The sequence below is a fragment of the Rhodococcus sp. LW-XY12 genome (assembly GCF_019317345.1).
GTDB lineage: Bacteria > Actinomycetota > Actinomycetes > Mycobacteriales > Mycobacteriaceae > Rhodococcus > Rhodococcus pyridinivorans.
This window is the reverse complement of record NZ_CP079225.1, coordinates 4,214,981-4,231,251: the sequence shown is the minus strand read 5'-3', so window position 1 is coordinate 4,231,251 and position 16,271 is coordinate 4,214,981. Positions and strand designations below refer to the sequence as shown.

Here is a 16,271-nt window from a genome sequence, read left to right as displayed (position 1 = left end):
CGGGACGGCCCGGCGACCGCCGATAGTGCCGTAGGTCACCACTCGGATACCCGCGCTGTCTAGCTGCCGGTCTCAGTCTCTGTCGTTTCCGGAATGTCCGGCGAGGGCGGTTCCTCAGAAGGGTCGGGATCGGTCGGGGCGGTCGTCGGCTGGGTCGTCGTGGTGGTCGTACTGCCACCGCTCCCGCCACTGCCACCGCTCCCGCCACTGCCACCACTGCCGCGTCCGCCACCCGAGGAATCATCGGGCTGGTTCCGCCGCGACCAGCCGGTGCTCGAGGTGGTTGAGGACGTGCTCGAGGTGGTCGAGCCGGGCGACGACGACGACGAGGACTGTTCGCTCGTGCCGGTGGTGGGATCGACCCAGGTCTGCTGCACGACCGGCGGGGCCACCGGGACCGTCTGCTCGGCGGTGGCCGGCTCGGTCGACTCCTCGGTGGTGGTCTCCTCGGTGCTGCGGGGAGCCGGCGGCTTGCTCGACTTCGAGGTCGTCGTGGTCGCGGGTGCGGTCGGGGTCTCGGCGACCTGCGTGCCCGCGGTGGCCGTCGGGGAGTCCCGCAGCCCGAACACCAACGCGCCGACGCCTACCAGCAACGCGATCGCCGCAGCCGCCGCGATGGCCGTGACCTTCGACGAGCGACCCGAGGGCTTCTCGTCGGCGGCATCTCCGGCTGCGACGGCGGCGACCGTCGCCTTCGGCGTGTTCGCCGCGGCGGCAGCGGGCGTGGCGCCCGGAGGGGGAGTCGCGGTGATCTTCGAGATCACCGCGGTGATCTCGGGGTCGAGTTCGCTGCGTCGCGGTTCGGTGAGCTTGGCGGTGGGCAGGATCTGCGTCGAACCGAGGAGGTCGACCGAGCCGGCGGCCGCGGCGAGAGCGGCGCCCCGCACCATCGTCTGGTGCGGGGCGGGCGCCAAAGCACACCGCACACCGAGACCGGTCTTCACCGACTGTGCGACGAGCTGCGCGGCGCTCGGATCGACTGCTTCGTCGATCGTGACGACGATGGCGTCGAGGTTGCTCACGAGCCAGCCGAACGCGCCGAGCGCCGACGAGAGCTGCGCGGCGACCGACGGAGCGTCGTCCTCAGGGAATCGGAAGGCCTTACCCGCCGCGACTCCAGAGCGCACGAGCGTGACGGTCGAGCCCTGCGGGTCGATGTGGTAGACCGCGAGGAGCCGTCCGGTCTGGTGCGCGACCTGCGATTCGAACCATGCCGCGGCGGCCTCGGCGTCGGAGACGAGCGAGACGTGACGCAACCCGACGTAGTCGAGGGCGTTGCGCAGCACCGCGACCGTCGAGCTCGGCCAGTCGGTGGGATGCGTCGCCACAGCCGTGTACGGGGTGTCGCCGATGAGGGAGGCTGCGTCGGCGAGGAGACATTCCATGGCCGTTGCGACCAGGTCTTCGGCGCGGGAGAGTGACCCGTCGTTGGCGCGGACACCGCCGGAGTGGCCGAGGCGGTCGACGAAGCCGGTGAAGGAACTGGTGTGCCCGTCGACGACGTCGTGGTCGCCCAGCGTCGCGGTGCCGTCGGAATGCAGGTGGACGGCGGTGAACCGCTCGATCGGTGCGGGGTCCGGCCGTCCCGGCGTCGGTGAGGTGACCGCAACCGACGACACGGTGGTCCCCACCCTCAGGCCAACGCCTACGGACATGCCGGCTTTCCTCCATTCCGGTCGGAGTGCATGTGACGGGATACATCTGCGCCGTGCCCCATGGCTCGGAGCAGTGACAGGAGCTCCGAGCGGGAACCGGCACCGAGTCGGCGCCGGATACGGGCGACATGATGTTCCACGGTCTTCGCGGAAATGTACAGGTGGTTCCCGACTTCTCGGTAGGTGAGGCCCGAAACCACCAGGTCGGCCACCTGCGCCTCGCGCTCGGACAGTGCACCCGGTTTCTCCCGTGCGCCGAGGGGTGATTCGTCCGGAACGCTCGGGGGAGCGGCGGGGGCGACGTCGACCGGTGCGCGACCGGCCGGGCCGTCCTGCCGGATCGTCCGCGCGACCTGCAGCAATCCGGTGGCGACGGTGGTGTCGTCCGTCCGGAGCGCTGCTTCTCCCGCGAGCTTCGCGCCGTCCCACGGGAGACCCACGGACGCGAGGGACTCGGCCGCCTCGCGGATGCGCGTCGCGTCGACCTCACCGCGCAGCACCGAGAGCCATGCATGCCCGGCCCGCGCGAGCACCGCGGCGTAGGCAGTGGTCTCCGCGGCCAGGGCGAGCGCGCGGGCGTGCGGGACAAGGTCGGCCGGACGGTCCGCGGCGATCGCGGCCTGCACTCCGTACCAGTGCAGCGCCGCACCCCACAGCGGTGGCTCGCCGAGGGTGGTGAGCAGCGCACGGGCACCGACGACGAGGTGCGCGACCCGCGCGGACTCCCCGAGGCGGACGGCGGCCAGCCACAGTTCACCCAGGGGCAGCAATCCGAACAGGTCGACGGAGTACTCGGCGACGACCGCCTGCGCGGCCTGCCATCGCACCGTCAACGCTCCGAGGTCGGCGTTGCGTCGCGCCAGCCCGACCTGCAGGGCGTGGAAGAAGAGGAGATTGCGTTGCCCGGTCACCTCGGGAGCGACGGCTTCGGCGGTCGCCGCGGCGGCGGTGAGATCACCGCCGAGCATCTCGGTCCACGCCACCAGGATGCGATTGCGCACGGTGGGAGTCTCCGGACGGTCGAGGATCGCGCGTGCGTACCCGAGTTCGCCCGAGTGCAGACACAGCAGTGCGGCGACGGCGTCGACCGTGTCGGGCCAGGCGCGCAACGAACCGTCGGATCCGAGGCTCGTCAATGCGCGGGCGAGGTGATTCATCGCGATCCGGCCGTCGCCTCCGACGGATTCGCGCAGGCCCTCCTCGAGCAGTCGTGCGGCGGAGGCCGCAGAGGTCGGCGCACCCGAGACGGCGGCACCGCGGAGACGTTCTGCGGCCGAGGAGCGTCCGGCGGCGAGCAGCACTGTGGCGGCGAGAGGAGCGTCCGTACCGACCCGTTCGGGGCCGAGCCATTCGAACAGGTCGGCGCTGCGGTCGAGCATGCCGCGATGCGCGGCGATACTCGCGGAGATCCGGGTGGCGGCGCGCACGTCGTCGACGTCCACCGTGTCGGCGCGGTCGAGCAGCCGGTCGGTGACCTGCTCGGCTCGCTCGAGATCCCCTGCCGCAAAGGCGACTTCGGCGCGTCGCACTGCGAGGGCATCGGGATCGGCTCCCGCCGGTACCGCGGCGTCGAGAAGATCGGCGGCCTCGCGCGGCGTTGCGTCGACCGCGAACTCCACGAGCCGTCGGGCGAGATGCGGATCGGTGAGGCCGATCGTGGCGAGCCCCCGGGCGAGGTGCGGCGTGAGTGTTCCGGCGTCGATGCGTGTCGCGAGGAGGCGGCGGGCGACGGCGAACAGGTTGTGTCTCCCGAGGACCGCGGCGGGCACGCCGCTCGCTCCCGCAGTGAGACTCGCTGCATCGGCCCCGAGCAGACCGCTCGCGCGGGCCGCGTCGACGAGATCGAGGGCCCGCTCGGCGGGTACCTCGAGTACGGCGGAGAGTTCGCCGGGATCGAGCGCCGCACCGAGATCGACGAGCGCGAGGGCTGCGGTGAGATCGAGATCGGCGAGGAGCTGCCGGCGGATCCCCTCCTCGACGGCCTGCCGGACATCGGCCTCCGTCCGCACGGCTTCGAGGGCGGTGTCGACGAGATGCGGTACGCCGCCCGTCAGGCGGTGCAGGGCACGCACCTGGGGTGGCGCGAGCCGAAGCTCGAACGATGCCGCGCGACCGGCGATCTCACGGGGCGTCCACGAGCCCAGTTCCACCACTGTCCCGTTTCCCGCGAACGCTGCGGTCAGCGAACGCATCTCGGCTCGGTGGGGTCGAGCTTCGGTGGCCACGACGATTCCCGTCGGCGCATTCCGGACGTGGTCGACGAGCTCGTGCAGTTCCGCGGCGGTCATGCGGTGCGCGTCGTCGACGATGCGGGTGTCGCCGAGATCGGTTCGGAGCGAAGCGAGTACGGCGGACTTCCCGCTTCCGGTGCCGCCGACGAGCAGCAGTCGCGGGGGAGCGGCCGCGGTCAGGGCACGCGTGACCTCCCGGGGGACCGGGCGTCGCGGAGGAGCGGGAGCGGACGTCATCGGGATCGGTCAGCGTCCGGTTCCGAGCAGTCCGCCCACAGCCTGCCCGGTGCCTCCGAGCAGGCCGCCGACGCCGTTGCCCAGACCTTCGACGACCGCACCCGCACCCTGGCCGGCGCCCGAGAGGGCTTCGCCGACACGGCTTCCGCCCGTGCTCGGCGCGGTGGGTGCGGTGGGTTGCGGCGCAGGCTGAGGGGCGGGTGCCGGTGCCGGAGCGGGGGCGGGTGCTGGGGCAGGTTGCGGTGCCGGCTGGGGTGCCTGCGTGGCCTCCCCGGCTGTCACCGGTGCGGGAGCGGTCGGGTCCGGTGCAGGTACAGCGCCGGTGGGTGCGGCGCCGGAAGCGGGCGTCGCGGCGACCGGGACAGCGGTCACGGTGCCGTCCGGTCCCTGCACCCCGATCGGGGCGGTGGTTCCCGCCTCGGACGGCTGCGCGCCGGTCGTGCCGGGAACGGTCGTACCGGGGACGGTCGCGGTGGTGGTCGAGTTGCCGGCCACGACCTCGCTCGACGGACCCACCTCCGAACCGGGTGTCTCGGCCTCCGACGACAGGGTGCCGATCGCCAGTCCACCCCCGGCGAGGACGACGACGGCAGCGACAGCGGCACCCACCAGCGCGAACGAGCGGGCACGGGCGCGTGAGGGTGTGCCGGACCCGGTGTCGACGACCGCAGGCCGATGCGCGGCGGCGACCGGCGGCGCCTCAGCGGCGGGCACCACCGGGAGCGCGACGGTCTCGGGCTCGTCGTCGACGACAGATGCAGGAGGCGTCATCGGCACCGCGGCAGTCGGGGCACCGTCCGCGGCTGCCGCAAGCGCGGCCCCATGCGCTGCGGTGAAGGCCGGTCGCGCCGACGAGACGATCGGCAGACCCAGCTCCGACGAGATCAGTTCGGCGACGAGCGGGGTGGACGAGCCACCACCGATCAGCAGTACGCGTCCGATGTCCGCACGATCGAGCCCGGCCCCGCGGATCGCGTCCTGCACCACGGCGAGCGACGCCCCGAGCGGTTCCCGGGCGAGTTCCTCGAACTCGCTGCGCACCAGACGCAGGTCGCGGTGCAGGCCGGGCAGCGCGACCGGCACCACCGTCTCGGTGTCGCTGGACAGTGCCTCCTTCGCCGCGCGGCACCGACCGCGGAAGTCGGCGAGTGCCGCGACGGTCGCGGAATCGAACGGATCGAGGCCGGTCGAGTCCCCGCCGAGCGTTTCCAGCAGATAGGTCGTGACGAGATGGTCGAAATGGTCGCCGGAGACGTCGTCGCTGCTCAACGGGCGGCCCAGCAGCATGGGATGGGCGCCGCCCTGCACGACGGTGACGTCGAGGCTGCGCGCACCGAGGTCGTAGACCACCGTCACGTCGTCTCCCAGCGGCCCGTGTGTGGCGTCGAGCCAGCGCACCGCCGCGATCGGTTCGGGGATCGTCCGTGCAGTGACGCCCGCCCGGACGAGCGCGGCGCACAGGGCCTCGACGGTGTGAGCCGACCACGCGGCGGGATGTGCCAGCATCGTCGGCACATCGGAGGTGCCGGTGCGGTACTGCAGGCAGGCCACGGTCGACGCGACGAGATCCTCACCCAGGTAGGTGGAGCCGTCCTCGGCGAGGATGCCGACCGGATCGCCCACCCGGGCCGCATAGCCGGAGAACACCTGCGCACCGGGGGTCGGGGCGCCGAGGACGGGGGCCCCGCCCTCGGGGAGGTGGAGTTCGGTGGGGATCGACAGAACGCTGGGATCGCCGGATCGGGGCTGGTCGAGGACGGTGAGGGCCACCGAGTTGGCCGCCCCGATCGTGACGCCGAGTCCTGAATACATGCACGCTCCCGTGTTCTGGGCGGACATCGGTCCGCGATCTCGCTCCACCGTTCGGTCTCGATGAGCCTGTCGTTCCCGCCGCGCGGCCCGTTAGCGCCCACGCCGCCACCGGCCCGATCGTAGGGACTGTCCCCTAACGACCCCCATGCCCCCGAACCCCGATCCCCTAACGGGTGACGGCGGGCAGGGGGCCGCACCCCCTGTGCCCGCGACCGGCCGTTTCGTAGCGTCGTCCGTAGATCCCGACGACTCAGGAGACACGCGATGGCCACCAACGCCGTACTCGACTTCATCCTCAGCCTGTTCCGTGACGAGAAGGAACTCGCCCGGTACTGCAACAACCCCGAGGCCGTCCTCGCCGAAGCCGGATTGGACAGCGTGTGCCACGCCGACATCGTCGCCGTCGCCCCGCTCGTTGCGGACAGTGGTCTGTTCGCCGGAACCGCCGCCGAACTGACCGCAGCGCTGAACGGTGCGGCGAACGTCGGGGCGTCGATCGTAGGCACCGCCGCAGCCGGTCTGGGCGGAGCAGCGGGCCTCGGTGGCGCAGTGGGCCTCGGTGGCGCCGCCGGCCTGGGCCTCGGTGTCGGAGCAGGCCTCGGTGGGGGCCTGGGTCTCGGTGGTGGACTTAACCTCGGCGGCGGACTGGACCTCGGCGGGACCGTCGGCGCGCAGACCGGGATCGTCGTCGACCTCGGTGCGCAGCTCGGAGCGGCGCTCGAAGCCGGTGGCGAACTCGGCGCTTCCCTGGGTGCAGCGCTCGGTGGTGCTCTCGACGCAGGCCTCGAACTCGGCGGATCCTTCGACGTCGGAGGTGCCGTCGCCGGAGCGCTCGAAGGTGGGCTCGGCCTGGGCGTCGGTGCCGCTGCAGACCTGGCCGCGGCGATCGACGCGGCCGTCGAGGCCTCGGGCGGCCTCGGCGCAGATCTCGCCACGACCCTCGAAGGAGCCTTGGGCATCGGCGGCACCCTCGGCGCCGACATCGGGCTTGCCCTCGGTGGCCTGCTGGAATCGGCCGTCGACGTCGGCGGCACCTTCTCGACCGAACTCACCGCGGCCCTCGAGGGCGGCGCCGAACTCGGTGCCGCACTCGGCACGACCCTCGGTGGCGTTCTCGGCGTGGGCACGGAACTGACCGGCGCGCTCGGCACGAGCCTGGGCGGCGTCCTCGGTGGTGTGGCCGATCTCGGCGCCGGACTGGGAACCGACCTTTCCGCCGGTCTCGACGCCGGTGTGGGCGCGACGCTCGGCCTCGGTGCGTCCCTCTCGGCCCTGCTCGGAGCGGGCGGTGGAGCTGCGGCCGATCTCGGCGCCGCGCTGGGGACCGTCATCGAGAACAGCGCGCAGGGCGGTCTGCTCGGCGGTGTCGACCTCGACGCGGTCCTCTCGGGTGGCGGTGAGATCGACGCTGAGGCCGGGGCGGGCGTCGAACTCGGCACGCTGGTCGGCGGGGTGCTCGGAGGTGCGCTCGGCCTCGAGACCACCGCGGCCACCGAACTGTCGTCGGCGCTGAACGTCGCCATCGGCTCGACCACCGGTATCGGCGCGACCGTCGATTCGACCGTGCAGGCGGGGACGAACCTCGGATCGGATCTGTCGTCCGTCCTCGGCTCGACCTTCGCGACCGGCGGCTCGGCCGGCGCCGAGCTCGGCCTGCAACTCGGCAGTGCACTCGAGACGGCCGCAGGGTCGGCGTCCCTCGATGCGGGGGCCGATCTCGGCACGCAGCTCGCGTCGACGATCGGCGGCAGCCTCGATGCCGGTGCCGAAGCCACCGGTCAGCTCGGCTACGCCCTCGACGGCGCACTGGACGCGGCGGCGGAACTCGGGGCCGGAGTGAACGTGGGAGCGGACCTCGGCGCGGCGATCGGCTCGGGGATCGGCGCGGCCGGTGGACTGGGAACGTCCGTCGATCTGGGTGCAGCCACCGATGTCGAGAACGGGTTGGATCTCGGTGGTGCAGCAGACCTGGGCGCGGCTGCCGACCTCGGTGTCTCCGGCGGTCTGGAGAGCGCAGCCGACCTCGGTGCCGAGCTGTCCACGCAGGTGGGGACGGCCCTGTCGGGCGGGGTCGATACGGCCCTGTCGGGCGGTGCGGACAGCTGGGCATCGGTCGGCGAGGACGTCTTCGGCTCTGCCTCGGGAGCTGCGGGCTTGTTCGGCGAGGGTGGTCTCACCGCGACCTCCGGTCTCGGCGGCGACTCCTCTCTCGGCGCCACCGACTCCACCGAGCTCGACGAACTGCTGCCCTGACCCGCAGCGGTGCGGGCTCCGGGACATAATGTCCGGAGCCCGCACCGACGGAAGGCGAGTCGACGCAGCCCATGCAGCATTCACCGGATACGCAGCATCCATCCGATCCTTCGAGACGCCGAGCGCTCCTCGACCTGATCGACTCCGCGATCGCGCGATCTCGCAGCGCCAGGCGCAACGATCTCACCGACCGGTTGACGGCCGCCCGTACGAAGGTCTCCGACCCGCGACTGCGGGTGGTCGTCGTCGGGGGTCTGAACCAGGGCAAGAGCCGGTTCGTGAACGCTCTGCTCGGCCTCGAGGTGTGTTCCGTCGGCGACGACGAGACCACCGCGGTCCCCACGCTCGTGCAACACGGGCAGGAGCCGTCCGCCGAACTCGTCCCGACCGGTTCGGCGCCGCGCATCGCCGTGCCCTTCGACGACCTGCAGCAGGTCGCGCCGCGCAGCGCCGGCCGGGACGTCGACCGGCTCGAGGTGAGTGTGCCGAGTCCGCTGCTCGCCGACGGACTCGTGTTCGTCGACACCCCGGGTGTGGGAGGCCACGGAAATCCGCACACAGCAGCCACATTGACGCTCCTGGCCACCGCGGATGCGGTCTTCGTCGTCTCGGATGCGAGTCAGGAGTTCACCGCACCGGAGATGTCGTTCCTGCGACAGGTGCAGACGTTGTGCCCGGCGTCGGCGGTGCTCGTCACCAAGACGGACGTGTATCCGCACTGGCGCGCGATCGTCGACGCCGACCGCGAACACCTGCAGCGAGCGGGGATCGACCTGCCGCTGCTGCCCGTCTCGTCCCTGCTGCGCGAGTACGCCCTGCGCACCGAAGACGCCTCGCTGCAGCAGGAATCCGGCTTCGACGCGATCTACGACTTCCTGCGCGAACAGGTGGTCGCGCGCAACGCCGACTCGGCGCGACTGTCGGTGGCGCACGACGTGAAGACCGTCGTCGACCATCTCGCGCTCGGATGCGAGAGCGAACTCGCCGCCCTGCGCGACCCCGACTCCGGGAACGCCGCGATCGAGGACCTGCACCGGGCACGCGCCGCGACCGAGGCATTGCGGACGCGGGCGGCGCGGTGGCAGATCACGTTGTCGGACGGCATCGCCGATCTCGCGGCCGACATCGACCACGACCTGCGCGACCGGCTGCGCACGGTGACCCGCGACGCCGAAGCGTCCGTGGACGACTGTGATCCGGGCAAGGAATGGCCGCGGCTGGGGCAGTGGCTCGCCGAACAGGTCGCCGAATCCGTCGGTGACAACTTCGTGTGGGCGCACGAACGCGCCGAGGCGCTCGCAGGCAAGGTCGCCGAGCACTTCGCACTCGACGACGACTCCTTGCCGTCGTTGCATCTCGGCGACCTGTCGAGACTGCTCGAGCCCGTCGAGAACCTGTCCGATCTCGAATCGGGCCGGATCGGTATCGGTCAGAAGGTACTCGTCGGCATGAAGGGTTCTTACGGTGGCGTGCTGATGTTCGGTCTCGTCACCACCCTGATGGGGATGGCGCTCGTGAACCCGATCTCGGTGGGAGCCGGCGTTGTCCTGGGTACCAAGGCGTATCGCGACGACAAGCAGGTGCGGCTCGCCAAGCGCCGCGTCGACGCGAAGAGCGCGATCCGCGCCTTCACCGACGACGTGAGCTTCCAGGTCGGCAAGGAATCGAAGGACCGGCTCCGGCTCATCCAGCGTCAGTTGCGCGATCACTTCACCGAGATCGCAGAGCAGACACTACGTTCGCTCGACGAGTCGCTCGAAGCGGCCCGCCAGGCCGCGACCGTGCAGGAACAGGAACGCCGCCGTCGGATCGGTGAACTCGACACGCAGGTCGCGGAACTGGGCCGATTGCGCGAGCGCGCCGCGGAACTCGCGGGAGTGTCGGCGTGACCCCGACTCTCTCGCGCGCCCGCGACCTGCTCGACCGGGCACGCGCGTCGTACGGCGGGAACCCGGCCGTCGCGGACCGGCTCGACCACTGCGCCGCGCGACTCGATCAGCCGTTGCGGATCGCGCTCGCCGGATCGCTCAAGGCCGGCAAGTCGACCCTACTCAATGCGCTTGTAGGACAGGACATCGCGCCCACCGACGCGACGGAGTGCACGCGCGTCGTCACCTGGTACCGCAACGGACCCGTGCCGTCGGTGAACGCCTGGTACGACGGGAACCGCCGCATGCCGGTGCCCGTGCAGCGTCCCGACGGCCGTTTGACCTTCGACCTCGGCGAACTCACCGCCGACCGCGTCGACTTCATCGACGTCGAATGGCCGGCCAGCGCGCTGGCGCAGACCACCATCATCGACACCCCGGGCACGTCGTCGTTGTCGCAGGACGTGTCGGCGCGGACCCTGGCGCTGCTCACCCCGGAGGAATCGGCCTCCGGTGCCGACGCCGTCGTCTACCTGATGCGTTCGCTCGGAGCCGCCGACGTCGAGTTCCTCGAACGGATCGGCCGGCACGTCGGCGGGGGATCGGGACCGCTCGGCATCGTCGGGGTGGTATCGCGCGCCGACGAGGTCGGTGCGGGTCGTGCCGACGCGATGATGTCGGCGAAGCAGGTCGCGGCGAGGTTCACCGACGAACTCGAACGCACCGGACTGTGCCAGGCGGTCGTGCCGGTCGCCGGGTTGCTCGCCCTCGCCGCACGGACCCTGCGGCAGAACGAGTTCGCGGCCTTCGAGGCGCTCGCACAGGTGCCGGTGGAACAACTGCAGGTCGCGATGCTGTCGGCCGACCGTTTCGCGCGGCCCGACGTCGACCTGCCCGTCGACCCCGGGATGCGGGCACGTCTCGTCGACCGGTTCGGTCTGTTCGGCATCCGCACCGCAGTGCTGCTCGTGCAGCTCGGCGCGCGCGATTCACCGTCCCTCGCCGCCGAACTCGTCGCGCGCAGCGGGCTCGACGAGCTGCGTCAGGTCATCGACGTGCAGTTCGGTCAGCGTGCCGATCAGCTCAAGACCCATTCGGCGCTGCTGGCGCTCGAGCGGGTGTTGCACGCGTGCGGCGACCACGAGCTGCTGGGAGCCGTGCGACGCGAACTGGCCGACGACCACGGCTTCGCCGAACTCCGCCTGCTGGGCAGACTGCGGTCGTCGTCGGTGTCACTGCCCGACGAGGAGGTCCAGGCGCTGCAGCGCGTGGTCGGTGGATCCGGGATCGGCGCCACCCGGCGCCTCGGTCTCGCCGACGACGCGTCACCTGCCGAGATCCGCGCTGCGGCCGTCGATGCGGTGCGGCACTGGCGATCCCGCGCCGAACATCCGCTGCTCGATCCGTTCACTGCGAAAGCCGCAGCGGTGGCGGCGCGCAGTGCGGAAGGGCTGGTCGCGGGAGCCGGCCGACAGATGTGAGCTGTAGCCGAACGATTCGGCTTGCACCTCACGTAACGTGAGGTCATAGCGTCGATCGTGCCGGCGCACGGAGTGCCGGTGGAAGTGGGTGGACGATGCCGGCGACTGGTTCCGGGCAGCAGACACGTTCCGGACAGCACTGGAAGGTGGGGCGTCTCGCAGCGGAGACAGGCCTGACCGTGCGGACCCTGCATCACTACGACGACATAGGCCTCGTGCGGCCGTCGGGTCGGACGGCGTCGGGCCATCGGCTGTACGAGGAGTCGGACGTCGAGAGGCTGTACCAGGTGCTGGCGCTGCGTCAGCTCGGGCTGTCACTGGACGCGATCGCCACGGTCACCGACGGCGACACCTCGCTGTCGGAGATCCTCGACGCGCACCGTGCCTACCTGGACGATCAGCTCGCGGCGACCCGCACGCTGCGTGCGCAGGTCGAGATGCTCTCCCGCACGGTCCGAACGTCGCCGGATGCATCGGTCGCCGACTTCCTTCACGTGATCCGAGGAGTGATCGAAGTGGACGACATCTTCGAAAGGTATTTCGACAAGGGACAGATCGCAGACCTCGCGGAACGACGCGCGATGCTGGGCGACGACGTCATCACGGCGGCAGAGACGTCGTGGCAGGAACTCATCCCGCGTGTCGACGCTGCGCTGAGTTCGGGGATGGATCCGGCCTGTTCGGAGGCCCAGGAGATGGCACGGCAATGGATGGATCTGCTCGAGCAGTTCCACGGCGGCGACGAGGGCCTACGCGACAGCCTCTACCGCATGCACGAGGACAACGCGCAGCAGATCGAGCAGGAGTTCTGCGGGCCGAGTCGCGAACACATCGAGTTCATCACGAAGGCGAACGAGGCGCGATCTACGTAAGCACAGGGACGGATGCTCGATGTCGTCATCGAGCATCCGTCCCCGAATCGTGCAATCAACGTCGACGGGCTCTGCCGGCGGCGCGAACCAGGCGGGCGTGGACGGCCTCGAAGCGGAACAGATCCGCCCACGTCCATCGCACGACCTCGAAGCCCAGAGCCCGGATCGCATCCTCCCGCAGCTTCTCGCGATGGACGGTCTCGGCCGTCGCGCCGGGCTCGTCCGAGCCGTACTTGCTCCTTCCGTCGAATTCCCCGACCACGCCTTCGTCCTCCCAGAGGAAGTCGGGACGAGCGACGAATGCTCCGGAAGGGGTCCGCAGCTCGTACTGCAGCTTCGGCGCCGGTAACCCCGCCGACCGGATCCGTAGTCGGCTGAGCGACTCGCCGGGACTTTCGCTGCGACCGTCGAGGAAAGCAACGGTCCGCCGGGCAGCGGCGATCCCGTGCCGCATGCCGGACGATGCCAGCGCATCGAGGAGCAGGCGCGCGATATGGGGATGCGCCCGCAGCGCCGCGTCGCCGGCGATGACTGCCGAGTCCACCGACAGTGTTCGTGCCAGGTCGACAACCGTCCGCGCGACGGTCGTGGTGCGCAGACCCGCGACGACGCAGACCTCGTCGGGTTGATAGGTGCACCTGTGTACATGGAGGGTCGGGGTGCGGCGTCCGCTCGACGGCCGTTCGCGGCTGATGTGCACCGGGGAGAGGTCGACGTCCCAGAGAGGAAGGCCGTGCAGCACCGCAGCGGAGACATGGCTGACGACGGCGTCCGGGGTGATCCGTCCTTGTCGCGCCAGTACGCGCGCATGGTGCAGGGTGAGCGGGTCGAGGTCCGCGCCACCGTCGACGTACACACCGCGCGTGACGTTCCGCAGTCGTCCCACACGGACAGCCTGACGGATCTCGTCCGAGGTCGTCCCGCCGGCCAGCAGGTCGGAGCGCAGAAGGAAGTTCGGTTCGTCCATGCAGTGAGGGTCGTGTACGGCGACGACGGACCCGGAGCATCGAAGCCCTCGACCCGACCACCTGTGGATCGACGGGGTCCCTGTGGACAACCCGTCCTTGCGCACCGGTGCGGACAGTGGCGCGTTGTCGACATCGGGTATCGGTCCTCGAATCGAGCAGATGCGACCGATCGAAGTGATGTGCGCCACCCTCGGAACAAAAGTCCACGACCTGCCGTTGGACGAGTCAGACAACTTGAGCGCATAAGACTCAACTTCACTTGACGGCGTGGACCGCTCGGGTGCAGGCTTGAGTCGACCGCGCTCACCTGAGCCGAACGGGCTCAGGTCGGGCATGGAACGTTTTCGCGGCGCGCACGCGTCGCGGCAGGAACATTGGAGGAAAATTATGGCTCGTGCGGTCGGCATCGACCTCGGAACCACCAACTCGGTCGTTTCCGTTCTGGAAGGCGGCGAGCCCGTTGTGGTCGCCAACGCCGAGGGGTCCCGCACCACCCCGTCCGTCGTCGCATTCGCGAAGAACGGTGAGGTTCTGGTGGGTCAGCCCGCAAAGAACCAGGCGGTCACCAACGTCGACCGCACCATCCGTTCGGTCAAGCGCCACATCGGCACGGACTGGACCGTGGCCATCGACGACAAGAAGTACACGCCGCAGGAGATCAGCGCCCGCACGCTGATGAAGCTCAAGCGCGACGCGGAGGCCTACCTCGGTGAGGACATCACCGACGCGGTCATCACCGTCCCGGCGTACTTCAACGACGCCCAGCGTCAGGCCACGAAGGAAGCCGGCACCATCGCCGGTCTCAACGTCCTGCGCATCGTCAACGAGCCCACCGCGGCTGCCCTCGCCTACGGTCTCGACAAGGGCGAGAAGGAGCAGACCATCCTGGTCTTCGACCTCGGTGGCGGCACCTTCGACGTCTCCCTCCTCGAGATCGGCGACGGCGTCGTCGAGGTCCGCGCGACCTCCGGCGACAACCACCTCGGTGGCGACGACTGGGACGAGCGCATCGTCAACTGGCTCGTCGACAAGTTCAAGGCACAGCACGGCGTCGACCTGACCAAGGACAAGATGGCCATGCAGCGTCTGCGTGAGGCTGCCGAGAAGGCCAAGATCGAGCTGTCGTCCTCGCAGTCGACCTCGATCAACCTGCCGTACATCACCGTCGACGCGGACAAGAATCCGCTGTTCCTCGACGAGCAGCTCACCCGCTCGGAGTTCCAGAAGATCACCGGCGACCTCCTCGAGCGCACCCGCGCTCCCTTCCAGCAGGTCGTCAAGGACGCCGGCATTTCCGTCGGCGACATCGACCACGTCGTGCTGGTCGGCGGCTCGACCCGTATGCCCGCCGTCACCGACCTGGTGCGCGAGCTCACCGGTGGCCGCGAGCCCAACAAGGGCGTGAACCCCGACGAGGTCGTCGCCGTGGGTGCAGCCCTGCAGGCCGGCGTCCTCAAGGGCGAGGTCAAGGACGTGCTGCTGCTCGACGTCACCCCGCTGTCGCTGGGTATCGAGACCAAGGGCGGCGTGATGACCAAGCTCATCGAGCGCAACACCACGATCCCCACCAAGCGGTCGGAGACCTTCACCACCGCCGACGACAACCAGCCGTCGGTGCAGATCCAGGTCTTCCAGGGCGAGCGTGAGATCGCGGCGCACAACAAGCTGCTCGGCTCGTTCGAGCTCGGCGGCATTGCGCCGGCTCCGCGTGGCGTCCCGCAGATCGAGGTGACCTTCGACATCGACGCCAACGGCATCGTCCACGTCACCGCCCGCGACAAGGGCACCGGCAAGGAGAACACGATCAAGATCCAGGAAGGCTCCGGCCTGTCCCAGGAGGAGATCGACCGGATGGTCAAGGACGCCGAGGCGCACGCCGAGGAGGACCGCAAGCGCCGCGAGGAGGCCGAGGTCCGCAACCAGGCCGAGTCGCTCGTGCACCAGACCGAGAAGTTCATCAAGGAGAACGAGGACAAGGTCCCGGCCGACGTCAAGGAGAAGGTCGAGGCTGCGATCAAGGAAGCCAACGACGCCCTCGCCGGCTCCGACATCAACGCGGTCAAGGCCGCCGTCGAGAAGCTCGCGACCGAGTCGCAGGCCCTCGGCCAGGCCATCTACGAGGCGCAGGGCGCTGAGGGTGCCGCTGCCGGTGACGGCTCGGCCGCAGGTGCCGACGACGTCGTCGACGCCGAGGTTGTCGACGAGCCGAACGATTCGGAGAAGAAGTGAGTGCCGACAAGCCCGAGCAGGAACCGGTGACCGTCACCGACAAGCGACGGATCGACCCTGAGACCTTCGAGGTGCGCGACCCCGCCGAGGAGCCGCGCGCCGAGGAGGGCGAGGTGATCGAGTCGGTTCCTGCGGAGGGCGACGCCGAGAAGGCCGAGCGGACCGAAGGACAGTCGCAGGAGGCGAAGGAACTCGCCGAGCGCACCGCCGACCTGCAGCGCGTGAGCGCGGAGTACGCGAACTACCGTCGCCGCGCCGAGGCGCAGCGCACGGCGATCGCGGAGGAGGCCAAGGCCTCCGTCGCGGCGAAGTTCCTCGACGTCCTCGACGACCTCGACCGGGCACGCGCCCACGGCGACCTGGAGACGGGTCCGCTGAAGGCACTGTCCGGCAAGCTGACCGGTGTGTTCGACAGTGTCGGACTCGTCGCATTCGGTGAGGAAGGCGACGCCTTCGATCCCGAGTTGCACGAGGCCGTCCAGATGGAAGGCGACGGTCACCACCCAGTGCTCGGGACGGTGCTCCGCAAGGGTTACCGCTTCGGCGACCGCATCCTGCGGCACGCGATGGTGACGGTCACCGACGGCGATCCGGCGGACACGCCGGGTGACGCGCGGTCGGCGGAGCCCGGAACAGATTAAGAACAAGAAAACGCGAGAGGAGGA

The 16,271-nt window shown here is 70.2% G+C and carries 10 protein-coding genes; 6 read left to right on the top strand and 4 right to left on the bottom strand.

Translation table 11 applies throughout. The features are described from left to right. Positions 1-59 precede the first annotated feature (59 nt). From KXC42_RS19595 to KXC42_RS19585, 3 genes are read right to left on the bottom strand one after another with little or no spacing between them, the layout of a single operon-like run. Positions 60-1,655 (bottom strand): hypothetical protein, encoded by a 1,596-nt coding sequence (locus KXC42_RS19595; RefSeq protein WP_257605882.1) that lies wholly within the window; start codon positions 1,653-1,655, stop codon positions 60-62. After that, complete coding sequence (locus KXC42_RS19590; protein WP_219129423.1) at positions 1,646-4,123, bottom strand: LuxR C-terminal-related transcriptional regulator; 2,478 nt, start codon at positions 4,121-4,123, stop codon at positions 1,646-1,648. The genes KXC42_RS19595 and KXC42_RS19590 overlap by 10 nt, the downstream gene beginning before the upstream one ends. Positions 4,124-4,132: 9 nt before the next feature. Then, complete coding sequence (locus KXC42_RS19585) at positions 4,133-5,935, bottom strand: Hsp70 family protein (protein WP_257605881.1); 1,803 nt, start codon at positions 5,933-5,935, stop codon at positions 4,133-4,135. A 264-nt stretch (positions 5,936-6,199) separates the two neighbouring features. Here KXC42_RS19585 and KXC42_RS19580 point away from each other — a divergent pair, with 264 nt between their 5' ends. From KXC42_RS19580 to KXC42_RS19565, 4 genes are all read left to right on the top strand, one after another. Then, positions 6,200-8,188: an IniB N-terminal domain-containing protein gene (locus KXC42_RS19580; protein WP_219129422.1), complete on the top strand. Its 1,989-nt coding sequence runs from the start codon at positions 6,200-6,202 to the stop codon at positions 8,186-8,188. A gap of 71 nt (positions 8,189-8,259) precedes the next feature. Continuing rightward, on the top strand, positions 8,260-10,077 hold the full coding sequence (locus KXC42_RS19575; protein WP_064061282.1) for a dynamin family protein: 1,818 nt from the start codon (positions 8,260-8,262) through the stop codon (positions 10,075-10,077). Beyond that, positions 10,074-11,537, top strand: a complete 1,464-nt coding sequence (locus KXC42_RS19570) for a dynamin family protein (protein ID WP_064256526.1) — start codon at positions 10,074-10,076, stop codon at positions 11,535-11,537. The genes KXC42_RS19575 and KXC42_RS19570 overlap by 4 nt, the downstream gene beginning before the upstream one ends. Positions 11,538-11,632: 95 nt before the next feature. Further along, positions 11,633-12,409, top strand: coding sequence for a MerR family transcriptional regulator (locus tag KXC42_RS19565; RefSeq protein WP_006553030.1), 777 nt, complete (start codon positions 11,633-11,635; stop codon positions 12,407-12,409). A gap of 55 nt (positions 12,410-12,464) precedes the next feature. On the opposite strand, the gene KXC42_RS19560 is transcribed toward KXC42_RS19565, so the two are convergent. Next, the gene (locus KXC42_RS19560) at positions 12,465-13,376 is read right to left on the bottom strand and encodes a hypothetical protein (RefSeq protein ID WP_219129421.1); all 912 of its coding nucleotides are present in this window, start codon (positions 13,374-13,376) and stop codon (positions 12,465-12,467) included. A 388-nt stretch (positions 13,377-13,764) separates the two neighbouring features. Between KXC42_RS19560 and dnaK the strand changes: the two genes are divergently transcribed. Then, entirely contained in the window at positions 13,765-15,606 is a 1,842-nt protein-coding gene (gene dnaK / locus KXC42_RS19555; RefSeq protein WP_193902573.1) for a molecular chaperone DnaK, read from the top strand. Continuing rightward, a complete protein-coding gene (gene grpE, locus KXC42_RS19550) occupies positions 15,603-16,247 on the top strand; it encodes a nucleotide exchange factor GrpE (RefSeq protein WP_219129420.1) in 645 nt (214 codons plus the stop codon). Before dnaK ends, grpE begins: the two co-directional genes overlap by 4 nt. Positions 16,248-16,271 lie beyond the last annotated feature (24 nt).

Coding starts and splice junctions, on each gene's coding strand:
- KXC42_RS19565 (WP_006553030.1), top strand. CDS start 11,633: ATGCCGGCGACTGGTTCCGGGCAGCAGACACGTTCCGGACAGCACTGG.
- KXC42_RS19595 (WP_257605882.1), bottom strand. CDS start 1,655: ATGTCCGTAGGCGTTGGCCTGAGGGTGGGGACCACCGTGTCGTCGGTT.
- KXC42_RS19580 (WP_219129422.1), top strand. CDS start 6,200: ATGGCCACCAACGCCGTACTCGACTTCATCCTCAGCCTGTTCCGTGAC.
- KXC42_RS19560 (WP_219129421.1), bottom strand. CDS start 13,376: ATGGACGAACCGAACTTCCTTCTGCGCTCCGACCTGCTGGCCGGCGGG.
- dnaK (WP_193902573.1), top strand. CDS start 13,765: ATGGCTCGTGCGGTCGGCATCGACCTCGGAACCACCAACTCGGTCGTT.
- KXC42_RS19585 (WP_257605881.1), bottom strand. CDS start 5,935: ATGTATTCAGGACTCGGCGTCACGATCGGGGCGGCCAACTCGGTGGCC.
- KXC42_RS19590 (WP_219129423.1), bottom strand. CDS start 4,123: ATGACGTCCGCTCCCGCTCCTCCGCGACGCCCGGTCCCCCGGGAGGTC.
- KXC42_RS19575 (WP_064061282.1), top strand. CDS start 8,260: ATGCAGCATTCACCGGATACGCAGCATCCATCCGATCCTTCGAGACGC.